Genomic DNA, 19432 nt, shown 5'->3' with positions numbered 1-19432 from the left:
GTCCAAGAGCAGAAACCCGGAGAGCCGCAATGACCGCCCCCAAACCCGTTGTCCTGTGCATTCTAGATGGGTGGGGTCTGTCGGAAGACACTCAGGCCAATGCCCCTTGTCTGGCGCACACTCCGACCTTTGATGCGATAATGGCCAATGACCCGCATGCTCAGCTTATTACGCATGGCCCGGATGTCGGCCTGCCAAGCGGTCAGATGGGGAATTCCGAGGTTGGGCACACCAATATTGGTGCCGGTCGGGTCGTTGCGATGGATCTGGGGCAGATTGATCTGGCCATCGAGGATGGCAGTTTCTTTGACAATGCCGCGCTGCAGGCTTTTACCGCCAAGGTGAAAGCGGCAGGCGGCACAGCTCATCTGATGGGTCTGGTCTCGGATGGTGGCGTCCACGGTCATCTGAACCACATCGTCGCTGCGGCCAAGGCCATCACGGATGCGGGTGTTCCGGTTGCGCAGCACGCCATCACAGACGGGCGGGACGTGGCCCCGAAATCAGCCTTTACCTATCTGGCCGAGCTTGAGGACCGCCTGCCCGAAGGTGCGCGGATCGTTACGGTCAGTGGCCGGTACTTTGCCATGGACCGCGACAATCGTTGGGAGCGGGTCAGCGAAGCCTATAATGCAATGATCAAAGGTCAGGGTCGTGCCGCCGAGACTGCGCATGACGCAGTAGATCACGCCTATAACCAATCGGAAACGGACGAGTTTATCGTTCCGACGGTTTTGACCGGCTATGATGGTGTCAAAGATGGCGACGGTCTTTTCTGTCTGAATTTCCGCGCCGACCGCGCCCGTGAAATCCTGCGAGCCATCGGTGAGCCAGGTTTCGCAGATTTTGACACCGGCCCACGTCCGCAGCTGTCGGCTTTGCTGGGCATGGTCGAATATTCAGACGGCCACAACGCCTATATGACAACAGTGTTCCCCAAACGGGACATCGTAAACACTTTGGGCGAATGGGTTGCCAAGAAAGGGCTGCGTCAGTTCCGCCTGGCCGAGACCGAGAAATACCCCCACGTGACCTTTTTCCTCAACGGCGGCAAGGAAACGCCCGAAGCGGGCGAAGACCGGTTCATGCCGAAATCCCCCAAAGTTGCGACCTACGACCTGCAGCCCGAGATGTCTTCGGCCGAAGTGACGGCCAAGTTCGTCGAGGCGATCGAGGCGGGGTATGACCTGATCGTCACGAACTACGCCAACCCGGATATGGTTGGCCACACCGGGGATCTGCAGGCCGCGATCAAGGCTTGCGAGGCGGTGGATCAGGGCTTGTCCCAGGTTGTCGCCGCGTTGATCAAGGTGGGTGGCGCGATGATCGTTACTGCGGATCACGGCAATTGCGAGGTCATGGTCGACCCTGAAACGGGCGGTCCGCACACAGCACACACGCTGAACCCGGTGCCCGTGGCATTGGTTGGTGGTCCTCAAGGGGCAAGTTTACGCAATGGTCGCCTGTCCGATCTGGCACCAACGCTGCTTGAACTGATGGGCCTGGAACAACCACCCGAGATGACGGGGCAGAGCTTATTGTCATGAAGCTCCGCGCGCTCATTTTTGCGTTGTGTCTTGCGTCGCCTGCTGGTGCGCAGAATGATCCGTCCACGGCCGCGTTGAATGCCGCACGAATGCTGGAACAGGCGTCGATCAACCTGACCGAAGCAGATGGGGCAAGGGATCGCGTGCGCGCCCTGACCGAAACCATCCAGGCCTATGAGGCAGGGCTTTCGGCGATGCGTGATGGGTTGCGCATGGCGGCAACGCGTGAGGCTCAGCTGACGGCTGAGTTGCGGGCACGCGAAAAAGATGTGGCCCAGCTCCTTGGCGTGTTGCAAACGATCGAAACTACGGCCCCGCCCGTTCTAATGTTGCATCCGTCCGGTCCGCTTGGGTCTGCAAGGGCGGGGATGATGTTGTCCGAGGTCACGCCCGGCCTGAACGCGCGCGCACAGGCGCTGGCGCGGGATCTGCAAGAGGTTCAGACCCTTCGGAAACTGCAGCAAAACGCTGCCGACACACTCGTCGAAGGACTGACCGGTGTGCAGGATGCCCGAACCAAACTCAGCGAGGCCATTGCCGACCGCACCGATCTGCCCCGCCGGTTCGTGGAAGACCCGGTGCGCACGGCCATCCTGATTTCATCGACCGAGACATTGGACGGGTTCGCCAGCGGGCTATCCGAAATCTCGGAAGGTGAAATCGCGGCGACGGATGCTGATGTGTCGGATCGTAAAGGGCAGATCGCGCTGCCGACTCAGGGTGTGATGCTGCATCGCGCGAATGAGACGGATGCCGCAGGTGTGACCCGCCCCGGCGTGGTACTGGCCACCCGCCCACGGGCAATTGTTACAACTCCGACCGCCGGAACGATCCGTTACCGCGGCCCGTTGCTGGATCTTGGGAATGTGGTGATCCTCGAGCCGCAACCGGGTTTGTTGTTCGTGTTTGCAGGCCTCCAGGACGTCTATGGCAACACTGGCGAGGTGATCCCTGAGGGCACTCCGGTCGGGTTAATGCCGGGTGAAACGCCCGAAATCGGCGCTATTTTGTCAACAAGCGGTGATGGCACTGGAACTGACCGGTCAGAAACGCTCTATATAGAGGTAAGAGAGAACAACAGCCCCGTGGACCCGGAATCGTGGTTTCGGACCGACAAGGATGGATAAACGAGTATGAAGAAATTTCTGATGGCCGGTCTGGCCGGAACCGTGGCAGGTGTAATCGCAACCACACAAATCGCCGGTCCTTTGCTGGCGCAAGAGGCCGACAGCAAGGCCACCGTCTATGAACAACTGGATCTGTTTGGCGATATCTTTGAACGTATCCGCGCCCAATATGTCGAAGAGGTCGAGCCGGAAGAACTGATCGAAGCTGCCATTGACGGCATGCTGACCTCGCTTGATCCGCATTCGAGCTATCTGTCGCCGGACGACGCAGAACAGATGCGCGTTCAGACCCGTGGCGAGTTCGGTGGGCTGGGTATCGAGGTCACGCAAGAGGAAGGCTTTGTAAAAGTCGTCTCTCCTATCGATGGCACACCGGCAGAAGAAGCCGGGATCGAGGCGGGTGACTTCATCACCCATGTCGATGGCGAGAGCATTCTGGGTTTGACGCTGGACAAGGCCGTGGACCTGATGCGGGGCCCGGTGGGTTCAGAAATCGTGATCACCGTTGTCCGTGAGGGCGAGCAAGAGCCATTTGATGTCACCATCATTCGTGACACCATCAAGCTGACCGCCGTACGCGCCCGAACCGAAGGCACCAGCGTTATCTTGCGGGTCACCACCTTTAACGACCAGACCTTCCCCAATCTGCAAGAGGGTCTGAACGAACAGATCGAAGAGGCCGGCGGAATTGACAAGGTCAACGGCGTCGTCCTCGACCTGCGGAACAACCCCGGCGGATTGCTGACTCAGGCCATCAAGGTTTCGGATGCGTTCCTGAACGAAGGTGAGATCGTCTCGACCCGTGGCCGCGATGCCAATGATGGTGAGCGTTTCAACGCAACACCGGGTGACCTGACCGAAGGCAAGCCGATCGTGGTGCTGATCAATGGCGGTTCAGCCTCGGCCTCGGAAATCGTCGCAGGCGCGCTGCAGGATCACCGACGGGCGATCGTGGTCGGAACCAAGAGTTTCGGAAAGGGATCCGTGCAAACGGTCATGCCGCTGCGTGGAGACGGCGCAATGCGCCTGACAACCTCGCGCTACTACACGCCGTCGGGCCGTTCGATCCAGGCGCTGGGTGTGAGCCCCGACATCATCGTCGAACAGCCGCGTCCGGCACCTCAGACCGACGAGGATGAAGCTGACGCCCGCACCCGGTCCGAGGCTGACCTGCGGGGTAGCCTGAACAACGACAGCCTCAGCGAAGATGAAATCCGTCAGATCGAAGAAGATCGTGCAAAAGCCGAAGCCACGGCCGAGCTGCGGGAAGAGGATTATCAACTGGCCTACGCCATCGACATCCTCAAAGGCCTGTCTGCCTTCAATCCTACCGGAGGACCTTCCCAGTAAACCGAACAGGGGCCGCTGACACCAGCGGCCCTTTTCGCACGGCAGGTCCTAGCTTTCGACCTTGTGCAGTTTCTCTTCATCAAGCATCAACGCCAGAAGAACGCCCATCGAGACCGAAATGGCGGCGAAGACAAACGCCATGTTCATCCCGGTGTCGAAAGCCGAGGCGATGGCGGATTTGACTTTTTCAGCCTCGTCCGAGCTCAGTTTCTCCATGACTGCCCGCGCAGTATCGGTTGTCAGCGTTCCACCGTTGATGGACTTTTGATCGGCTGCGGACAGATTGATTCCGTCTGCAGCAAGTTGTTTGCCGAGGTTGGCAAGGCTGGTGGCGTACATAAGCGCGGTCGCACAGGCGACGGAAATCGCGCCATAGACCAGATGTGTCATAAAGCTCAACCCGCCGACCAGACCAGCTCTTTCGGGTTTAACGGCACATACAGCAGCCGTGCCGGATGGCCCGACGGTCAGCGTCGCCCCCAGCCCGATCATCGCCATGCCCGGTAGGATCTGAAAGTATCCCAAGCCCGCGGGCAGGATAACGACGCTCAGCGCGCCAGTTGTTGCGATCAGGTAGCCCCAGAACAATAACCGTTTTGGGCCGAAATCATTGTACAGCGTCCCGGATACAATCGAACCAACGGCCAGCAGAACCGTCAATGGAGCCAGGCCGAGCGCGGACGCAAATACCGACCAGCCCAGAACTTTCTGCATGTACTGCGGAAAATACAGCAGCCCGACGAAGGCGGCCGAGACGTTGAACATATTCAACCCAAGCGTAATACGAAACTCGCGGTTCTGCATCATTTGGGGCAGCAACAGAGGCTCTTTCACGCGTTTTTCGATCTTTGGGAAAAATAAGAACAATACCGCGCTGACGAAAAACAGCATCAACAGCGGCACCGAGCTCCAACCCCAATCCGCGCCAACGTCCAACCCATAAAGCAGCAGAAGGACGGCGAACGACAGGATGCCCATTCCGGCAAAATCGATATGTTCGCCCTGTTTGTGTTTTGTTTCACGCTCCATCAGGATTAGGGCGGTGACCATAGAAATGGTCGAAAACACAACGTTGGCCAGGAAGAACAGCCTCCAGTCGCCGAAATTTACTGCGGCTCCACTGATCAGTGGACCGAAGACGTTGCCGCTGGTCACGCCTGCAAGGATCATCCCCATGATCATCGCGCGGTGTTCCGGGCGTGAGACCTTGGTGGCCCCAAAGGCCAGTGTACAGGGCCAGACGCAGCCCGCGCCAATTCCCTGAAGTGCGCGCGAAAAGATCAGGAAATCAAGGCTGGGCGAGACAAAACACATGATGGACGAGAACAAAAAGATCGACAGCCCGATGATCATCATTTTGCGATGTCCGAACATATCCCCCATGCGTCCGCCTGCGACCATGGTCATGGCAAAGAACAGTGCGTAGATGTTCAGAACCCATTGGGTGCTGGTGATGTCGGCATCAAAGCTGTTTTCAATAGCCGGAACCAGAATAAGAGCACCGGTAAAATCGATACCGATGCCAAACCCCGTCACCATCAGGGCAATGACCTTGACGATACTGCTGCGGTCCATGGATGCACCCGGATTGCTGCGGATACGTTAATGATGCACGGAATGCGATTTAAAGATAGGGGGCTGCCGCAGCGCGACCCATCCTGTGTCAGTCCGAAGGAGCTTGGGACCGACGGAAGGACCGTTTCAACATGTCCAGTTCCGCCCTCAGCAATGCGACCTCAGCCCGCAGATCCTCGGCCGCTGGCGTGCCTGCGATAATCGTAAACTCTCCGATCTTCTCTGAGGACTGTGAGTCTTTGATCACAAAGCAATGCACTCCGTCCGAGATCGCTGCAGGCGGTACATGTACGCTGAGCTCCCATCCATTTTCGGCCTTTTCTACCCGCACGTCATCCAGTGCCTGCCCCAGATAAAGAACGTCGATCTGAGGTTCGGTTTCGGCTTGCAGGTGGGCGCGCCAGATGCCGTTTTTGAACAGGGTGGGGGTCAGGGTCGGATGTGTCATGCCAATGCTCTTACAAATCGGCGCGGTGGTGGCGGCAAAGAGTCAGGTCGCGCAGGGTGATGCGGTTCATTGCTGGGTTGGTCAAAACCAGGTCGAGCCAAATCTTGTCGATGCGACGTTCGTTCAACGGCAGTTTGGCGAGATCGAAATCCAGCGCATTTAAGGGGGCCGAAATATCCAGAGATCGCACGACAAAGTCTGTATTCGGACCATGTTGAACGTTCAGCCGCGCGGTCATCTCGAGGGGGCGTTCAGCCTCGAGCAGCGCATCGATCCGCATAAGGTGCTGTCGGGTCAAACCTTGGGCGGCCTCGGGCGGCAAGTCCAGCGACAGAGACAGGAACGAGCCCGAAAATCCAAATATCTCAAGGTTCAGCCCAAATGCGGCCAGATCTCTGTCATCGGTGTTGCGGGCCTGCCGCGCGCTGATTTCGGACAGAGGACAATCGTGGAAGATGGTTACCTGGTGGTCGAACGATGCCTTGCGCGCAACCGAGGCGATACCCGGCCGCGCCAAAGGTCCGCGCCACAAATCCGGACGCCAGCACCAATCGGTACCCAACGGTTTGGGAAACTGTTGCGAGCCGACCAGGGGCAAGCTCAGCCGTTCGGTGGATTCCTGAATAAGCCGGTCCAATTGCGCTCGGAGCCTGCGCGCTTCGTCGCGCTGCTGACGCAATTGAGGGATAGGTGCCTCGGCCGCATCCTGAACGGCGCGCCGCCAACGCGCAAATGTCTTGCGGTGTAGGTATCGTTCAAGAATTCTGCCCATGGTCCCATCATTTGAACTTGACCTTCTTTAGTCAAAGACAGTGGCGAGGATAAGACCGAAATTTTGAAATCCGACTAAAATGACCCGTCCGTTAACGTGCTTGTGACTGGGCAGGTCCAGTCTGCGCTGCTAATCGGGCGGCCGTTCTTGCAATCAACCGGCACTGTGCTTACCGTCCGGCACCTGATTGCTGTGGATCATCCGACAAGACAGTGTATCATTTTTCTAAGGCAAGGCGGGGCATGGAACCCACTCTTTTTGCATTCATCTGGAAACACTCAAAAAAGCAACAGCTTGTGCTTTTGTGTCTGACGGTGTTGTCTTTCCCGTTCCTCTACGCCTCGCTCGAGCTGCCAAAGCAGATCATCAACGATGCGATCGGTGCGCCCGGCGACACCGTGACGGTATTGGGTGTGACTTTTACGCAGGTTCAGTACCTGCTGATCCTGTGCTTTGCCTTTCTCGCGACCGTTATCGTCAGCGGGTTGATGAAAATGCGTATCAACACGATGAAGGGTGTTTTGGCCGAACGGATGCTGCGTCGACTGCGGTTTACGCTGATCCACCGAACGATGCGGTTCCCGAAATCCTATTTCGCCACCACCAGTCAGGGTGAGCTTGTGTCGATGATTACTTCCGAGGCCGAACCGATGGGTGGCCTTATGGGCGACGCGATAGCGCAACCGGTGTTTCAGTTTGGTCAGATGATGACGATCGTCACTTTTCTGTTCATGCAGAGCGTATGGTTCGGCTTGGCCAGTATCGCACTGATCCCGTTGCAGGCCTGGCTGATCCCAAAGCTTCAGCGTCAGATCAACTTGCTGAACAAAGAGCGTATTCAAGAGGTCCGCCAACTTAGCTCGGAAATCGGGGAAAGCGCGGCGGGGATCAGCGATTTACGCACCAATGGCGGCTGGCGTTATCGGCTGGCGCAGTTCAGCCATCGGTTGGGGGCGTTGTTTGAGATCCGGTTCAAGATCTACAACAAGAAATTCTTCATGAAGTTCCTCAACAATCTGATTACTCAGATGACACCGTTCCTGTTCTTTTCGGTCGGTGGCTATCTGGCGATCAAAGGTGAGGTGACTGTGGGCGCGCTTGTTGCGGCGCTCGGGGCCTACAAGGATCTTAGCGGTCCGTGGAAGGCTCTGCTGACCTATTACAACCAGGTTCAGGATATGTCGCTGCGTTGGGAAATCGTGACCGAGCGGTTTGCGCCTGACAACATGATCCCGGAAGAGCTCTTTGTGGGCGAACCAGAAACCATCCCACACCTGACCGGAGATATTGAGCTGCACAATGTCACGGTGCGTGACGATGACGGCAAAACGATCCTCGAAGACATTGACCTGATCATTCCCAAAGGCGCGCGCGTGGCCATCCAATCCTCCAGCGCGGCCGAGCGTAGTGCGCTGGCGCAACTGCTGACCCGGGAAATTCTGCCGGTGCAGGGCGATGTCACAATTGCGGGTCACGATATTCAAAAGCTACATCAAACCGTGATCGCAGCACGCATCGGCTATGCCTATTCGCGCCCCTACCTGTTTGACGGTACCTTGGGTGACAACCTCTTGATGCCTCTGCGGACCCATCCACAGCATGAAGCGGACGCAACGAAAGTGCCAAGTCGCTGGCAGATCGAAGCGGTTCGCGCTGGAAACCCGCCGGATTCCCTGTCCGATGAATGGATCGACCCCGGTTTGGCAGGCCTCGAAGACATCGAGGACATCCGCGATTGGTGGTTCGAGCTGGTCGAGGCAATGGGAATTGATGAATTCATGTTCCGTAGGACGCTGCGATCTCAGTTCGACCCGGAACAGCATCCCATTCTTGCCGGTGAAATTGTGAAACTGCGCGACACTGTTGCCAGGAGGCTTAAGGAAAAGGGACTGGATAGATACGTCTATCGATTTGACCCCAACCGCTTCAACCCGGCTGTGCCGCTTGGGGGCAACCTGCTTTATGCTGCGCCGTCCCATGACATCTCACCTGATATTCTGGCAGGCGACAGTCGCTTCATGCGGATGCTGCGCCACCATGATCTGGATGATGACGCGATGAGTATCGCAAGCGCGGTGCTTGAGACGTTGAACAAGACGTTTGGTCGGGATGGAACCGATCACCCGCTGTTCTTGCGACTGGGTATGACAAAAGAGATGTTCCACCGTCTTCTGGATATTGAAGATCGTCGCAAGGCCAAAGGGGATAGTGAATTAAGTGAGGGTGAGCGGGCCTTGTTGCTGACTGTTCCGTTCCTGCTGACCGCTGAACAGATTGGGCCGGACTTCCCGGATGAGTACAAAGACAAGATCCTTGCAATTCGCAGCGGTCAGGCAGAGCAGTTGCGGGCTTCGTTGGACGGTATGTTCATTCCGGTGACGCCCGAGACGTATATCGGTCGTATGACCGCCATGGAAAATGCGTTGTTCGGACGAATATCCTTGATGGCCGGTGCGCATATAGATGAGATCGAAGACGTCGTGGCCGAAGCCATGAACGACGCCGGCCTGCGCCGCCGCGCTGCGGCCATCATCTATGACCTGCCATCGGGTCTGGGCGGGAACAATCTGCCAACGGTGTTTCAGGAACGTGCAGCCTTTTCGCGCGCCGGGATCAAGCGTCCCGACGTTCTGATTCTGGACAAGGCACTGGCCAGTCACGACTCGGAAAGCCGGTTGAGAACCCGGCTGAAACTGCGCGAGCTGCTGCCGGATTCGATCATGCTGTTCATGGAGGATCATTTCGCCCACCCCGAAGCCTATGATCTTTTCGTTGAGATCAAAGAAGGCCGGATTGATGGTGTTTCGCGCACCCGCCCTGAGGACGAAACCAGCGCAACAGATGATCTTAGCCGCAAGCTCAAGATCATCTCTTCGACCGAGCTGTTTTCAGGGATTGATGGCCGAAACCAGCGCCTTCTGGCGTTTTCGGCCCAATGGTACGAGGCCGCCGCCGGTCAGATCATCTTTTCGCGGGGGCAGGCGGCAGACGCCGCTTATCTCTGCATTTCCGGTGAGGCTGATCTGATCTGGACCGAAGAAGGTGGTGTAGCGCGGACAATTTCTGTGATTGAGCCCGGACGTCTGATTGGCGATCTGTCGGTGATTACGGGCGAACCACGGCAGCTTGACCTAGTTGCGGTTCAGAATTGTTCGTTCTTGCGGATAGGCGCGGAAGAATTGCGCGCGGTCATAGAAAGCGACGCGGGCGTTGCTTTGCAATTGCTGCAAACGGTCGCCGGATACCTGTCGACATTGGCGGAAAGAGCAAATGCGACCAACGCTACATCGCTTTTCGTGGACGCCAACCAAATCACCAGGGAACGTCCCGACAATGTTTGACACTCAGCCCGGTGCCTATTCGGCGCATCAGCGTCTAGTTGACGCCGCTCGCGCCCGCCCACAGCTGTGGCGGTTGTTGGTGGGGCTGGCCCTTGTGGGTGTGGTTGTGACCGTCCTGAACTTTGTGCTGTTCGGGCTGGTGTCGACACTGGGTTCTGTCGCGTGGGCGCAGTCCCTGCTGGCCGGAGCCTCACCCACCGCTATGTTGGTTCTGCTGGCCAGTTTTGCTTTTGTCACTTTCGGGGTGTGGGTTGCCGCCCGGTCTTTGCAGGGGCGTACCCTGAACTCCATTTGTGGTCCTTGGCGTCAAGCAACATCTCAATTCTGGACTGTGTTCAAGGCGTTGTTTGTGATCGGTTTCGTTGTAACCATTCTGCCGCCCTACGACATGGGGGCGACCCTGACGCAGAACCTCGCACTGTCGACATGGTTGTTATTGCTGCCGGTATCTCTTTTTGCGGTGTTGATTCAGGTCAGCGCCGAAGAAGTTCTGTTTCGCGGGTATATGCAGCAGACTCTCGCGGCGCGATTCCGGTCTCCAGTCATTTGGTTGGGTATTCCTTCGATCCTGTTTGCGGCCGGTCATTATGCCCCGGGTGCTGCTGGAGATAATGCCTTGCTGGTCGCTGTATGGTCCGGCCTGTTTGGCCTGCTGGCGGCGGATCTCACCGCCCGGGCCGGGACATTGGGCCCTGCTATCGCATTGCATCTGTTTAACAATATGGTTGCCTTACTGTTTATCTCATTGCCCGACAGCCTGAGCGGTCTGGCCCTGTATCTGTTGCCATATGATATGTCTGATACAGGGATGCTGCGGCAGTGGCTGTATGTGGATTTTGCAGTGATGCTTGTCAGTTGGCTGACGGCAAGGGTTGCGCTCAGGCGTTGATTGCATTTCTTTCCGTAGCGTCTTATTTGACGTCAACGCCGCACAAGCCAAGGTTCCGACATGAACTGGATCACAAACTACGTCCGCCCCCGGATCAACTCGATCTTCTCGCGCCGAGAAGTGCCCGAAAATCTTTGGCACAAATGCGATGAATGCGGCACGATGCTGTTCCACCGCGAACTGGCCGAGAACCAGAATGTCTGCACGCAATGCGGACACCATATGGCGATCACACCGCGCGAACGCTTTGGCCATCTGTTCGATGGCGGTATCTTTACCGAGGTCGAGGTTCCTGCCCCCAAGGACGACCCGCTGCAGTTCCGCGATCAGAAGAAATATCCCGACCGGATGAAAGCGGCCCAGAAAAAGACGGGCGAGAAAGAGGCGATGCTGGTCGCCTCGGGCGAGATTGGCCGAACCCCGATTGTGGCCGCCGCGCAGGATTTTTTGTTCATGGGCGGGTCCATGGGCATGTATGTGGGCAACGCCATCATCGCCGCTGCGCAAGAGGCCGTGAAGCTGAAGCGTCCTCTGATCCTGTTTTCGGCCGCCGGTGGCGCGCGGATGCAGGAAGGTATTCTGAGCCTGATGCAAATGCCGCGTACCACCGTCGCGGTTGAGATGCTGAAAGAGGCGAATCTCCCCTATATCGTCGTACTCACGCACCCCACGACCGGAGGTGTGACCGCGTCGTACGCGATGCTGGGTGACGTCCATATCTCTGAACCGAACGCGTTGATCTGTTTTGCCGGACCGCGCGTGATCGAGCAGACGATCCGTGAGAAACTGCCCGAAGGGTTCCAGCGCGCGGAATACCTGCTGGATCACGGCATGTTGGATCGCGTGACCAAACGCACAGAGATGCGGGATGAATTGATCACCATCACACGAATGCTGATGAACCAGCCACCAGCGATCAAGGGTGATCTGCCAGCGCCCGAGCCCGAGGATGCCAAGTCCGAAACCCCTGCCGAAGACGCGGACGCAAAATGACATCTCAGACATCGGACGTCATTCTTGAACGGATGATGGCACTGCACCCCAAGATCATTGATCTGACCTTGGACCGTGTGTGGCGTTTGCTGGCAGCGCTGGATAACCCGCAACAGAAACTACCGCCCGTGATCCACATCGCGGGAACCAACGGCAAAGGCTCGACCCAAGCGATGATCCGGGCGGGGCTCGAAGGGGCCGGCCTATCGGCGCATGCCTACACGTCGCCCCACCTCGCCCGGTTTCACGAACGGATTCGCCTGGGCGGTGAACTGATTTCCGAACCTGATCTGACAGCGGTCCTGGATGAATGCTACGCCGCCAATGGTGGCGAAAACATCACCTATTTCGAAATTACGACTTGCGCGGCTTTGCTGGCCTTTGCGCGGTCAAAGGCGGACTACACTTTGCTCGAGGTCGGGCTGGGCGGCCGCTTGGATGCAACCAACGTCATTCATGAACCTGCGGTCACGGCCATCACTCCGGTATCCATCGACCACGAACAGTTCCTTGGGAACACATTGGGCAAAATCGCGGCAGAGAAAGCCGGGATCATCAAGCCCGGCGTGCCATGCATCGTAGGGCCGCAACACGACGAAGCGTTAGAAGTTATCGAATACACGGCCGCGCGTCTGGGTGCGCCGTTGCTGGTGCATGGGCAGCATTGGCACGTCACCGAGGAAAACGGGCGCCTGATTTACCAGGACGAAACCGGTCTGCGTGATCTGCCCTTGCCGAACCTTCTGGGTGCACATCAGATTCAAAACGCCGGTACCGCCCTTGCAGTGCTGCGCCACCTGAGTCTTGGCGATGACGCCTATGAAGCTGCAGTGACCAAGGCTGAATGGCCCGCCCGGATGCAGCGGCTGAAAACCGGCCCACTTGTACAACTAGCACCCAAGGCCGAGCTTTGGTTGGATGGTGGTCACAATGCCGCTGCGGGGCAGGCGCTGGCTGATCTTCTCGCGACCCTGCCTGCGCGTCCGACCCATATGATCTGTGGCATGTTGAACACAAAGGATGTGACCGGGTATCTGGCTCCGCTGGCAGAACAAGCTCAAAGCCTGACCGCAGTGTCGATCCCGGGTGAGGCTGCCACGCTCAGGGCCGACGACACTGCTGCGGCGGCTTCTAAAGTCGATCTGTCAGCCACCACTGCAGAAAGTGTCGCCGACGCGGTCAACAACATCGTGGCGAAAGATCCGCAGGCGCGCATCCTGATTTGCGGCTCGCTTTATTTGGCGGGCAACATTCTACGTGAAAACGGATGACAAGTGCGTATCCGCGCAGCTTCATCTGGCTAGAAATATCCCGGGGGAATCGCGCAAAGCGCGATGGGGGCAGAGCCCCCTATTTGCCCCAGCTCTGATCCTGCATCTCGCGCAGGCGCGACGCCGTGCGTTCAAACTCGAATGTGCCTTCACCTTCAACATATAGCATCTCAGGTTCCGCGGCAGCCGAGCAGATCAACCGAACCTTTGCTTCATACAGCGCGTCGATCAGCGTGACGAACCGCTTGGCTTCGTTGAAGTTGTTTCGCGACAGGCGCGGGATATCCTCAAGCACCAGAACTTTGACTTCTTCCGCGATAGCCAAGTAATCCGCAGGGCCCAGCATCCGCCCGCATAAGTCGTAGAAACTGGCTCGGGCTACGCCGTTTCGGAACTCAGGCAGTTCGACCGCCCGCCCGTTAACCTGCAGGATCAGAGGGTCTGCTGCCCCTCCGGCCAAATCGTGCCAAACGCTGCGAATGCTTGCACGGGCTTCGGGACCGATTGGTGTGAAGTAGACCGGCGCGCCCTCCAGCCTGTTCTGGCGATAGTCTGTGGGCGAGATCAGCTCCCACACCTCAAGCTGTTCTTTGATATGGGCAATAAACGGCAGGAACAACTGACGGTTCAGCCCGTCCTTGTACAGATCATCAGGATGCCGGTTGGATGTGGTGACAACGACGACGCCCCCTTCGTGCAGCAAATCGAACAGGCGGCCAACAATCATCGCATCGGTGATATCGGTGATCTGCATTTCGTCAAAAGCCAGCACTCGCACGGATTTGACGACCGAGGCCGCAACCGGGGCCAATGCATCTTCGACCTCGTCCTGCCGGGCCTTGTGCATGCCTGCATGGATTTCCTGCATGAAGGCGTGGAAATGCACCCGGCGGGCCGGGATGTCCGTCAGCGAGTCGACGAACATATCCATCAGCATAGACTTCCCGCGCCCGACGCCGCCCCACAGATACAATCCTCTCGGCGGCGGCGGCGCTTTCCGGAAGAACCCACGCTTTACTGGTTCCGCCAAAGCAGCCCGAATGCGTTCGAAATGGGGAAGAACGGCTTCTTGCGCGTCGTCTCTGGTCAGGGTGCCTTCGGCCACCTGTTTGTCATAAAGCGAAATCAAACCCGTCATAGTCCGAGGCATACCGTCCGGCTTGCCCGTTGAAAAGCGGCCATTCATCGGTCACATCAAATTTGCTTATCCGTGACCGCAAAACTCCTGAATTGACGACTGCCTCACAGCGAGTAATTTGGGCTGCCCGACATGCCGAGGATCTAATGCCCCAATACGCGCGCTTGTTTAACCCCATCCTGATCGTTGGGTGCATCATCATCACGGTCAGCTTTGCTGTGCGCGCGTCATTTGGCGTGTTCCAGATTCCCATCGCAGACGAGTTCGGCTGGCTACGCACCGAATTCTCAATGGCGATTGCGATTCAGAACCTGGCTTGGGGTATCGGCCAGCCGATCTTTGGTGCGATTGCTGAAAAGATCGGTGACAGGCGCGCGATTGTGATCGGAGCGTTGACCTATGCGGCTGGCATGGTTTTGTCGGCCTGGTCCGTCACGCCGTTTGAGCATCAGATGTACGCCTGGCTGGTCGGGTTTGGTATCGCAGGAACCGGTTTCGGCGTCGTGCTTGCGGTCGTCGGGCGCGCGTCATCGAACGAAAACCGTTCGATGTCTCTGGCAATTGTCACAGCTGCTGGCAGTTTTGGACAGGTCCTGGGTGCCCCGACCGCGGAGTGGTTGCTGAGTTTCATGCCCTGGCAACAGGTTTTCATCGTCTTCGCCATCGCGATCCTGGCGCTGGTGCTGACGCTGCCCTTCATGCGTGCGCCGCAAGCGGCAACCAAGGCCGAGCTTGAAGAAAGCATGGGGCAGATCCTGGGCAAGGCGTTCCGCGATCCATCATATACGCTGATTTTCCTGGGCTTTTTTAGTTGTGGCTACCAGTTGGGTTTCATCACGGCCCATTTCCCGGCCTTCGTGACTGAAATGTGTGGCCCCATCCAACCGGGCGGCGTTCTACATTCCATCGGGATCACCAGCACGTCAGCGCTCGGGGCCGTGGCCATTTCACTGATCGGGCTGGCGAATATCGTGGGCACCTTGCTGGCAGGTTGGGCCGGGAACCACTTCCCCAAAAAATACCTGCTTGCTGGCGTCTATACCGCTCGCACGATTGCTGCCGCGGCCTTTATCATTTTTCCGATCACCCCGATCTCTGTCGTTGTGTTCTCGCTGGTCATGGGTTCCCTCTGGCTTGCCACAGTTCCATTGACCTCGGGGCTGGTCGCACATCTTTACGGGTTGCGCTACATGGGCACGCTCTACGGGATCATCTTCTTCAGTCATCAGGTCGGCAGCTTCCTGGGCGTCTGGCTGGGCGGGCGGATGTACGACCAATACGGCGATTACACTATGGTTTGGTGGATCGGCGTTGCGATCGGAGCGTTCAGCGCCATAGTCCATCTGCCCATCCGCGAAAACCGTCCCGCACCAGTCGCCGCCTGAGCTAAAGCGCCTCATCCTTTGTCAGCAGGCCTTCCTTCACCAGCCGGTCTGCCCAACCTTGTGGTCCGGTAAAGTGATGCGTTTGCCACCCGCGCGCGCGCGCCGTATCGATATTGTCGATCCGGTCATCGGTGAACAACAGCGCCTCGGGCGGCAGGCCACAATCCGCTTCAACCATTTCATAGATTGGAACATGCGGTTTGACAGTTCGCATCCGGCCCGAGACATACTGTTTATCGAACTCGTTCAGGAACGGATACACCGTGGTCGCATAGTCGAAGTTCTGCACACCGAAATTGGTCAGCGCGAATACCGGCACGCCCTTGCTTCGCAAGGCCCGTTGCAGACGGACTGAGTGCGGAATTTCAGGCGCGGCCAGCTCAATCCACTTGTCGTGCCACATACGAATTTCGTCTCGCCAATCGGGGTATTTCTCGGCCCAGTCATAGATCGTGTCGGTGAAATGATGGCCCTGGTCGACCAGGTCGTTCATCCCGTGCAGGTCGACCTCAGAAAACATCGCGCGACGGCGGTTTTCGCCAATGATCTGGTCATAATAGCGCTCAGGTTGCCATTCAATCAGAACGTTCCCGATGTCAAAGATCACGGCCTTTATCGGCATACTACCCCCACACTCTCAATCCTTGGTTGTCGCGACTGAACCAAGCGCGACGGTTTTTTTCAAGGTGCAGCCGCAGCGCGCAGCGCTGCCTGGCCCAACTGCCACAGGCGCATCTTTGATGCGTCTTCAGCAGGCGGGAGGGTCAGCCCCTTTGTGCCGCCCGCAATTCACGCTCCAGCGCGTCCAGAAACCGAGACCGATCCGTTTTGCCAAAGGGTTTGCCCCCGCCGCCTGCGCCCAACGGATTGGCTGCGCGCAGGTCGGCCATCAGGTCGCGCAGGGCCAGTTGCTGGCCTATGTTTGCCGCCGTGAACGTCTCACCATTAGGTCGTAGAACCCGCGCCCCGGCCTCGACACACTTGGCGGCCAATGGGATGTCAGAGGTCACCACCACGTCTCCGGCGCCACAACGTTCGGCAATCCACTTGTCCGCCTCATCCGCGCCTTCTGCAACGATGACCACCTGCACCAAGGGGTTGGCCGAGGGGCGAAGCCCGCCGTTCGAGACCAGAGCCATAGGTACCTTGTGCCGCGTGGCGACACGTTCGGCCTCGGCCTTGACCGGGCAGGCATCGCCGTCGACATACAGGGTTGTCACGCTTTTTTAGCCTCTTTCTTTGCGGGTTCAGCGGGTTTCTTGCGAACCTTGAACTCATCGGGGATTGGCATCCGGTTAAACGCGTCCAGACCGGCGATTTTATAGGCCTCGGCCAGCGTCGGATAGTTGAACGTGTTCTGCACGAAGTAGTCCACTGTACCCTTCAGGTTCAGCACCGCTTGCGCAATGTGGATCAGTTCGGTTGCGCCTTCGCCTACGATCTGCACGCCCAGTACCCGACGGGTTTTTAGCGAAAACAGCATCTTCAGCATGCCATGTTCCAGACCCATGATATGCCCACGCGAGGTTTCGCGGAATCGCGCCACGCCGACCTCATAAGGGATGCCGCGTTCCTGCAGTTCTTCCTCGGACATGCCGCAGGTCGAGATTTCGGGCACTGAATAGATACCATACGGGTACCATGGGCTTTCAGGCAGGGTAGGGGTGTCCAACGCATGACAGGCCGCGACGCGGCCCTGTTGCAGCGAGGTCGAGGCCAACGAAGGATGCCCGATTACATCGCCAGTAGCGTAGATATGAGGGACAGAGGTCTGGTAGGTCTTTCGATCCACCTTGATCCGGTTACGGTGATCAGTCTCGAGCCCGACGGCATCCAGGTTCAGTGCCGAGGTCGCGCCCATACGCCCCGCAGCGAACAGCAACATCTCGGCGCGTACGTGACGACCGTTTTCCAGCGTGACCTCGACATGATCGCCGGCATCTTCGATCTTTTCGACTGCAGAGCCGAGGCGCAGATCGACGCCGTTTTCGCGGATTTGATGCGTGAAATCGTGGATCAAACGACTGTCGATGAAATCAAGGAATGTTTCGCGTGGTTCGATCAGCGTTACCCGCACATCCAGCGCCGAGAACATGGTGGCATATTCGACGCCAATCACCCCGGCACCGATCACAACCAGCGAGCGAGGGATCTCGGCCATCTCAAGAAAGTCGTCGCCATCGACAACTGTTTTGCCATTAAAAGGCACGTAGTCGGGACGATAGGTCTTGGTTCCAGTTGCAATAAGGAACTTTGCGGCCGTCAGGCGGGTGGTTTCGCCCGCATCCGTTGCGACCTCGACCTCATGCGGGCCAACGAATCTCGCCAAACCGTTCATGGTTTCCACATGGTTGCGGTTGAACTGGTGTTCCAACACGTCAACTTCGTGGTCCAGCGTCATATGCAAGCGCGCCTTGAGGTCTTCGGCACGGATTTGATCTTTCACCCGGTAGGAGCGTCCATAAAAGCTGCGCTCGCGCCAGCCGGACAGGTTCAGAACCGTTTCCCGCAAGGTTTTGGATGGGATCGTGCCAGTATGCACTGAGACGCCCCCAAACCGATCCTTGCGGTCGATCACCAGAACGCGCCGTTTCAGTTTGCCCGCCTGAATCGCCGCAGATCGCCCCGAAGGGCCAGACCCGATGATAATCAGGTCGTAATCGTAGTCGCTCATGCCTCAGTCTCCGTACAGCGCCTCGGCGTGGAATGTGATGTGGTCTTCCATGAAGGTCGACACAAAGAAATATGAATGATCATAGCCGGGCTGCAGACGGAAGATTGCCTGCTGGCGACGTTCAGCAATCGCCTGCGCCAATGTTTCGGGGCGTAGCAGGTGGATGAATTGGTCGTTGGCACCCGTGTCAATCAGAACAGGACCGTCAAAACCGGTTTCCTTCATCATCAGCGATGCGTCATGTTTGGCCCAAGCGGACTGATCATCGCCCAGATAAGCGCTCAGTTGCTTGCGGCCCCAATCTGCGCCCGTCGGGTTCGAGATCGGCGCAAAGGCTGACACCGAGCGGAAGCGACTCGGCAGGTTCATGGCCAGCGTCAACGCACCGTGGCCGCCCATCGAGTGACCCGTGATGGCTTGACGATCGCCGTCGATTGGGAAGTTTTCGAGCAGAAAGGCAGGAAGCTCTTCGGCCACATAGTCCCACATATTGAAATGTGGGGCCCAGGGTGTCTGAGTCGCGTTCACGTAGAATCCGGCACCCTGACCCAGGTCATAGTCTTCGTGGTCGGCAACACCTTCGCCGCGTGGAGAGGTATCCGGGAACACGACGGCGATGCCTTGCTCGGCTGCCCAGGCCTGCGCGCCCGCCTTTGTCATCGCGTTTTCATGGGTGCAGGTCAGGCCCGACAGATACCACAGGACCGGGACCGGGCCGTCCTTGGCTTCGGCTGGCAGGAACAGACCAAAGGTCATGTCGCACTGGCATGCAGCCGACGCGTGGCGGTAGACGCCTTGGACGCCTCCGAAACATGCATTTTCCGAAAGGGTTTCCATCTGGTTTTGTCCTTACGTTAGGGTTGCGCCATGGCTATAGCCACAAGGACGATACGTAAAGCCTGAGTGCCTGCCGCACGCCATT

16 protein-coding genes are annotated in these 19432 nt (G+C 57.8%); 8 read left to right on the top strand and 8 right to left on the bottom strand.

The genetic code is table 11. The features are described 5' to 3' along the window. Positions 1 to 29: 29 nt before the first annotated feature. Genes gpmI through J7416_RS14595 form a run of 3 tightly spaced genes read left to right on the top strand, consistent with a single transcriptional unit; the run spans position 30 to position 4024 of the window. Positions 30 to 1547 carry a 2,3-bisphosphoglycerate-independent phosphoglycerate mutase gene (gpmI, locus tag J7416_RS14605; RefSeq protein ID WP_209225764.1) on the top strand — a complete coding sequence of 506 codons (1518 nt, stop codon included), beginning with the start codon at positions 30 to 32 and terminating at the stop codon, positions 1545 to 1547. Continuing rightward, a complete protein-coding gene (locus tag J7416_RS14600; protein WP_209225763.1) occupies positions 1544 to 2674 on the top strand; it encodes a peptidoglycan DD-metalloendopeptidase family protein in 1131 nt (376 codons plus the stop codon). The genes gpmI and J7416_RS14600 overlap by 4 nt, the downstream gene beginning before the upstream one ends. A 6-nt stretch (positions 2675 to 2680) precedes the next feature. Further along, on the top strand, positions 2681 to 4024 hold the full coding sequence (locus J7416_RS14595) for a S41 family peptidase (protein ID WP_209225761.1): 1344 nt from the start codon (positions 2681 to 2683) through the stop codon (positions 4022 to 4024). A gap of 48 nt (positions 4025 to 4072) precedes the next feature. On the opposite strand, the gene J7416_RS14590 is transcribed toward J7416_RS14595, so the two are convergent. From J7416_RS14590 to J7416_RS14580, 3 genes are all read right to left on the bottom strand, one after another. After that, a complete protein-coding gene (locus J7416_RS14590; protein ID WP_209225759.1) occupies positions 4073 to 5599 on the bottom strand; it encodes an MFS transporter in 1527 nt (508 codons plus the stop codon). Positions 5600 to 5687: 88 nt separating this feature from the next. After that, complete coding sequence (locus tag J7416_RS14585) at positions 5688 to 6047, bottom strand: hypothetical protein (protein WP_209225757.1); 360 nt, start codon at positions 6045 to 6047, stop codon at positions 5688 to 5690. Positions 6048 to 6057: 10 nt separating this feature from the next. Continuing rightward, positions 6058 to 6819, bottom strand: a complete 762-nt coding sequence (locus J7416_RS14580) for a DUF6478 family protein (protein ID WP_209225755.1) — start codon at positions 6817 to 6819, stop codon at positions 6058 to 6060. A gap of 242 nt (positions 6820 to 7061) precedes the next feature. On the opposite strand from J7416_RS14580, the gene J7416_RS14575 reads away from it, so the two are divergent. From J7416_RS14575 to J7416_RS14560, 4 genes are read left to right on the top strand one after another with little or no spacing between them, the layout of a single operon-like run. Continuing rightward, on the top strand, positions 7062 to 10160 hold the full coding sequence (locus tag J7416_RS14575) for an ABC transporter transmembrane domain-containing protein (RefSeq protein ID WP_209225753.1): 3099 nt from the start codon (positions 7062 to 7064) through the stop codon (positions 10158 to 10160). Next, on the top strand, positions 10153 to 11049 hold the full coding sequence (locus J7416_RS14570; protein ID WP_209225751.1) for a CPBP family intramembrane glutamic endopeptidase: 897 nt from the start codon (positions 10153 to 10155) through the stop codon (positions 11047 to 11049). The genes J7416_RS14575 and J7416_RS14570 overlap by 8 nt, the downstream gene beginning before the upstream one ends. Positions 11050 to 11109: 60 nt before the next feature. Next, positions 11110 to 12042: an acetyl-CoA carboxylase, carboxyltransferase subunit beta gene (accD, locus tag J7416_RS14565; RefSeq protein ID WP_209225749.1), complete on the top strand. Its 933-nt coding sequence runs from the start codon at positions 11110 to 11112 to the stop codon at positions 12040 to 12042. Continuing rightward, complete coding sequence (locus tag J7416_RS14560; protein ID WP_209225747.1) at positions 12039 to 13313, top strand: folylpolyglutamate synthase/dihydrofolate synthase family protein; 1275 nt, start codon at positions 12039 to 12041, stop codon at positions 13311 to 13313. Before accD ends, J7416_RS14560 begins: the two co-directional genes overlap by 4 nt. Before the next feature lie 79 nt (positions 13314 to 13392). Here J7416_RS14560 and zapE read toward each other — a convergent pair whose 3' ends face one another. Further along, positions 13393 to 14451, bottom strand: coding sequence for a cell division protein ZapE (zapE, locus tag J7416_RS14555; RefSeq protein WP_209225744.1), 1059 nt, complete (start codon positions 14449 to 14451; stop codon positions 13393 to 13395). 146 nt (positions 14452 to 14597) lie between these two features. Between zapE and J7416_RS14550 the strand changes: the two genes are divergently transcribed. Further along, positions 14598 to 15836, top strand: a complete 1239-nt coding sequence (locus J7416_RS14550) for an MFS transporter (protein WP_209225742.1) — start codon at positions 14598 to 14600, stop codon at positions 15834 to 15836. A 1-nt stretch (position 15837) separates the two neighbouring features. Here the strand turns inward: J7416_RS14550 and J7416_RS14545 are convergent, their stop codons facing one another. From J7416_RS14545 to fghA, 4 genes are all read right to left on the bottom strand, one after another. Beyond that, positions 15838 to 16458 carry an HAD family phosphatase gene (locus J7416_RS14545; RefSeq protein WP_209225740.1) on the bottom strand — a complete coding sequence of 207 codons (621 nt, stop codon included), beginning with the start codon at positions 16456 to 16458 and terminating at the stop codon, positions 15838 to 15840. A gap of 142 nt (positions 16459 to 16600) precedes the next feature. Beyond that, positions 16601 to 17056 carry a YaiI/YqxD family protein gene (locus tag J7416_RS14540; RefSeq protein ID WP_209225738.1) on the bottom strand — a complete coding sequence of 152 codons (456 nt, stop codon included), beginning with the start codon at positions 17054 to 17056 and terminating at the stop codon, positions 16601 to 16603. Further along, complete coding sequence (gene sthA, locus J7416_RS14535) at positions 17053 to 18510, bottom strand: Si-specific NAD(P)(+) transhydrogenase (protein ID WP_209225736.1); 1458 nt, start codon at positions 18508 to 18510, stop codon at positions 17053 to 17055. The genes J7416_RS14540 and sthA overlap by 4 nt, the downstream gene beginning before the upstream one ends. 3 nt (positions 18511 to 18513) lie before the next feature. Beyond that, positions 18514 to 19347, bottom strand: coding sequence for an S-formylglutathione hydrolase (gene fghA, locus J7416_RS14530; RefSeq protein WP_209225734.1), 834 nt, complete (start codon positions 19345 to 19347; stop codon positions 18514 to 18516). Positions 19348 to 19432: the final 85 nt, after the last annotated feature.

Origin of the sequence: Ruegeria sp. R14_0, assembly GCF_017743975.1 — a bacterium.
GTDB lineage: Bacteria > Pseudomonadota > Alphaproteobacteria > Rhodobacterales > Rhodobacteraceae > Ruegeria.
The sequence above is the reverse complement of the archived record's forward strand: the minus strand, read 5'-3'. Positions and strand labels throughout refer to the sequence as shown.

Bases quoted from the DNA above. Each gene is read 5' to 3' on its own strand.
- J7416_RS14580 (WP_209225755.1), bottom strand. From the start codon at position 6,819: ATGGGCAGAATTCTTGAACGATACCTACACCGCAAGACATTTGCGCGT.
- sthA (WP_209225736.1), bottom strand. From the start codon at position 18,510: ATGAGCGACTACGATTACGACCTGATTATCATCGGGTCTGGCCCTTCG.
- J7416_RS14575 (WP_209225753.1), top strand. From the start codon at position 7,062: ATGGAACCCACTCTTTTTGCATTCATCTGGAAACACTCAAAAAAGCAA.
- fghA (WP_209225734.1), bottom strand. From the start codon at position 19,347: ATGGAAACCCTTTCGGAAAATGCATGTTTCGGAGGCGTCCAAGGCGTC.
- zapE (WP_209225744.1), bottom strand. From the start codon at position 14,451: ATGACGGGTTTGATTTCGCTTTATGACAAACAGGTGGCCGAAGGCACC.
- gpmI (WP_209225764.1), top strand. From the start codon at position 30: ATGACCGCCCCCAAACCCGTTGTCCTGTGCATTCTAGATGGGTGGGGT.
- J7416_RS14550 (WP_209225742.1), top strand. From the start codon at position 14,598: ATGCCCCAATACGCGCGCTTGTTTAACCCCATCCTGATCGTTGGGTGC.
- J7416_RS14560 (WP_209225747.1), top strand. From the start codon at position 12,039: ATGACATCTCAGACATCGGACGTCATTCTTGAACGGATGATGGCACTG.
- J7416_RS14545 (WP_209225740.1), bottom strand. From the start codon at position 16,458: ATGCCGATAAAGGCCGTGATCTTTGACATCGGGAACGTTCTGATTGAA.
- accD (WP_209225749.1), top strand. From the start codon at position 11,110: ATGAACTGGATCACAAACTACGTCCGCCCCCGGATCAACTCGATCTTC.
- J7416_RS14585 (WP_209225757.1), bottom strand. From the start codon at position 6,047: ATGACACATCCGACCCTGACCCCCACCCTGTTCAAAAACGGCATCTGG.
- J7416_RS14600 (WP_209225763.1), top strand. From the start codon at position 1,544: ATGAAGCTCCGCGCGCTCATTTTTGCGTTGTGTCTTGCGTCGCCTGCT.
- J7416_RS14590 (WP_209225759.1), bottom strand. From the start codon at position 5,599: ATGGACCGCAGCAGTATCGTCAAGGTCATTGCCCTGATGGTGACGGGG.
- J7416_RS14595 (WP_209225761.1), top strand. From the start codon at position 2,681: ATGAAGAAATTTCTGATGGCCGGTCTGGCCGGAACCGTGGCAGGTGTA.
- J7416_RS14570 (WP_209225751.1), top strand. From the start codon at position 10,153: ATGTTTGACACTCAGCCCGGTGCCTATTCGGCGCATCAGCGTCTAGTT.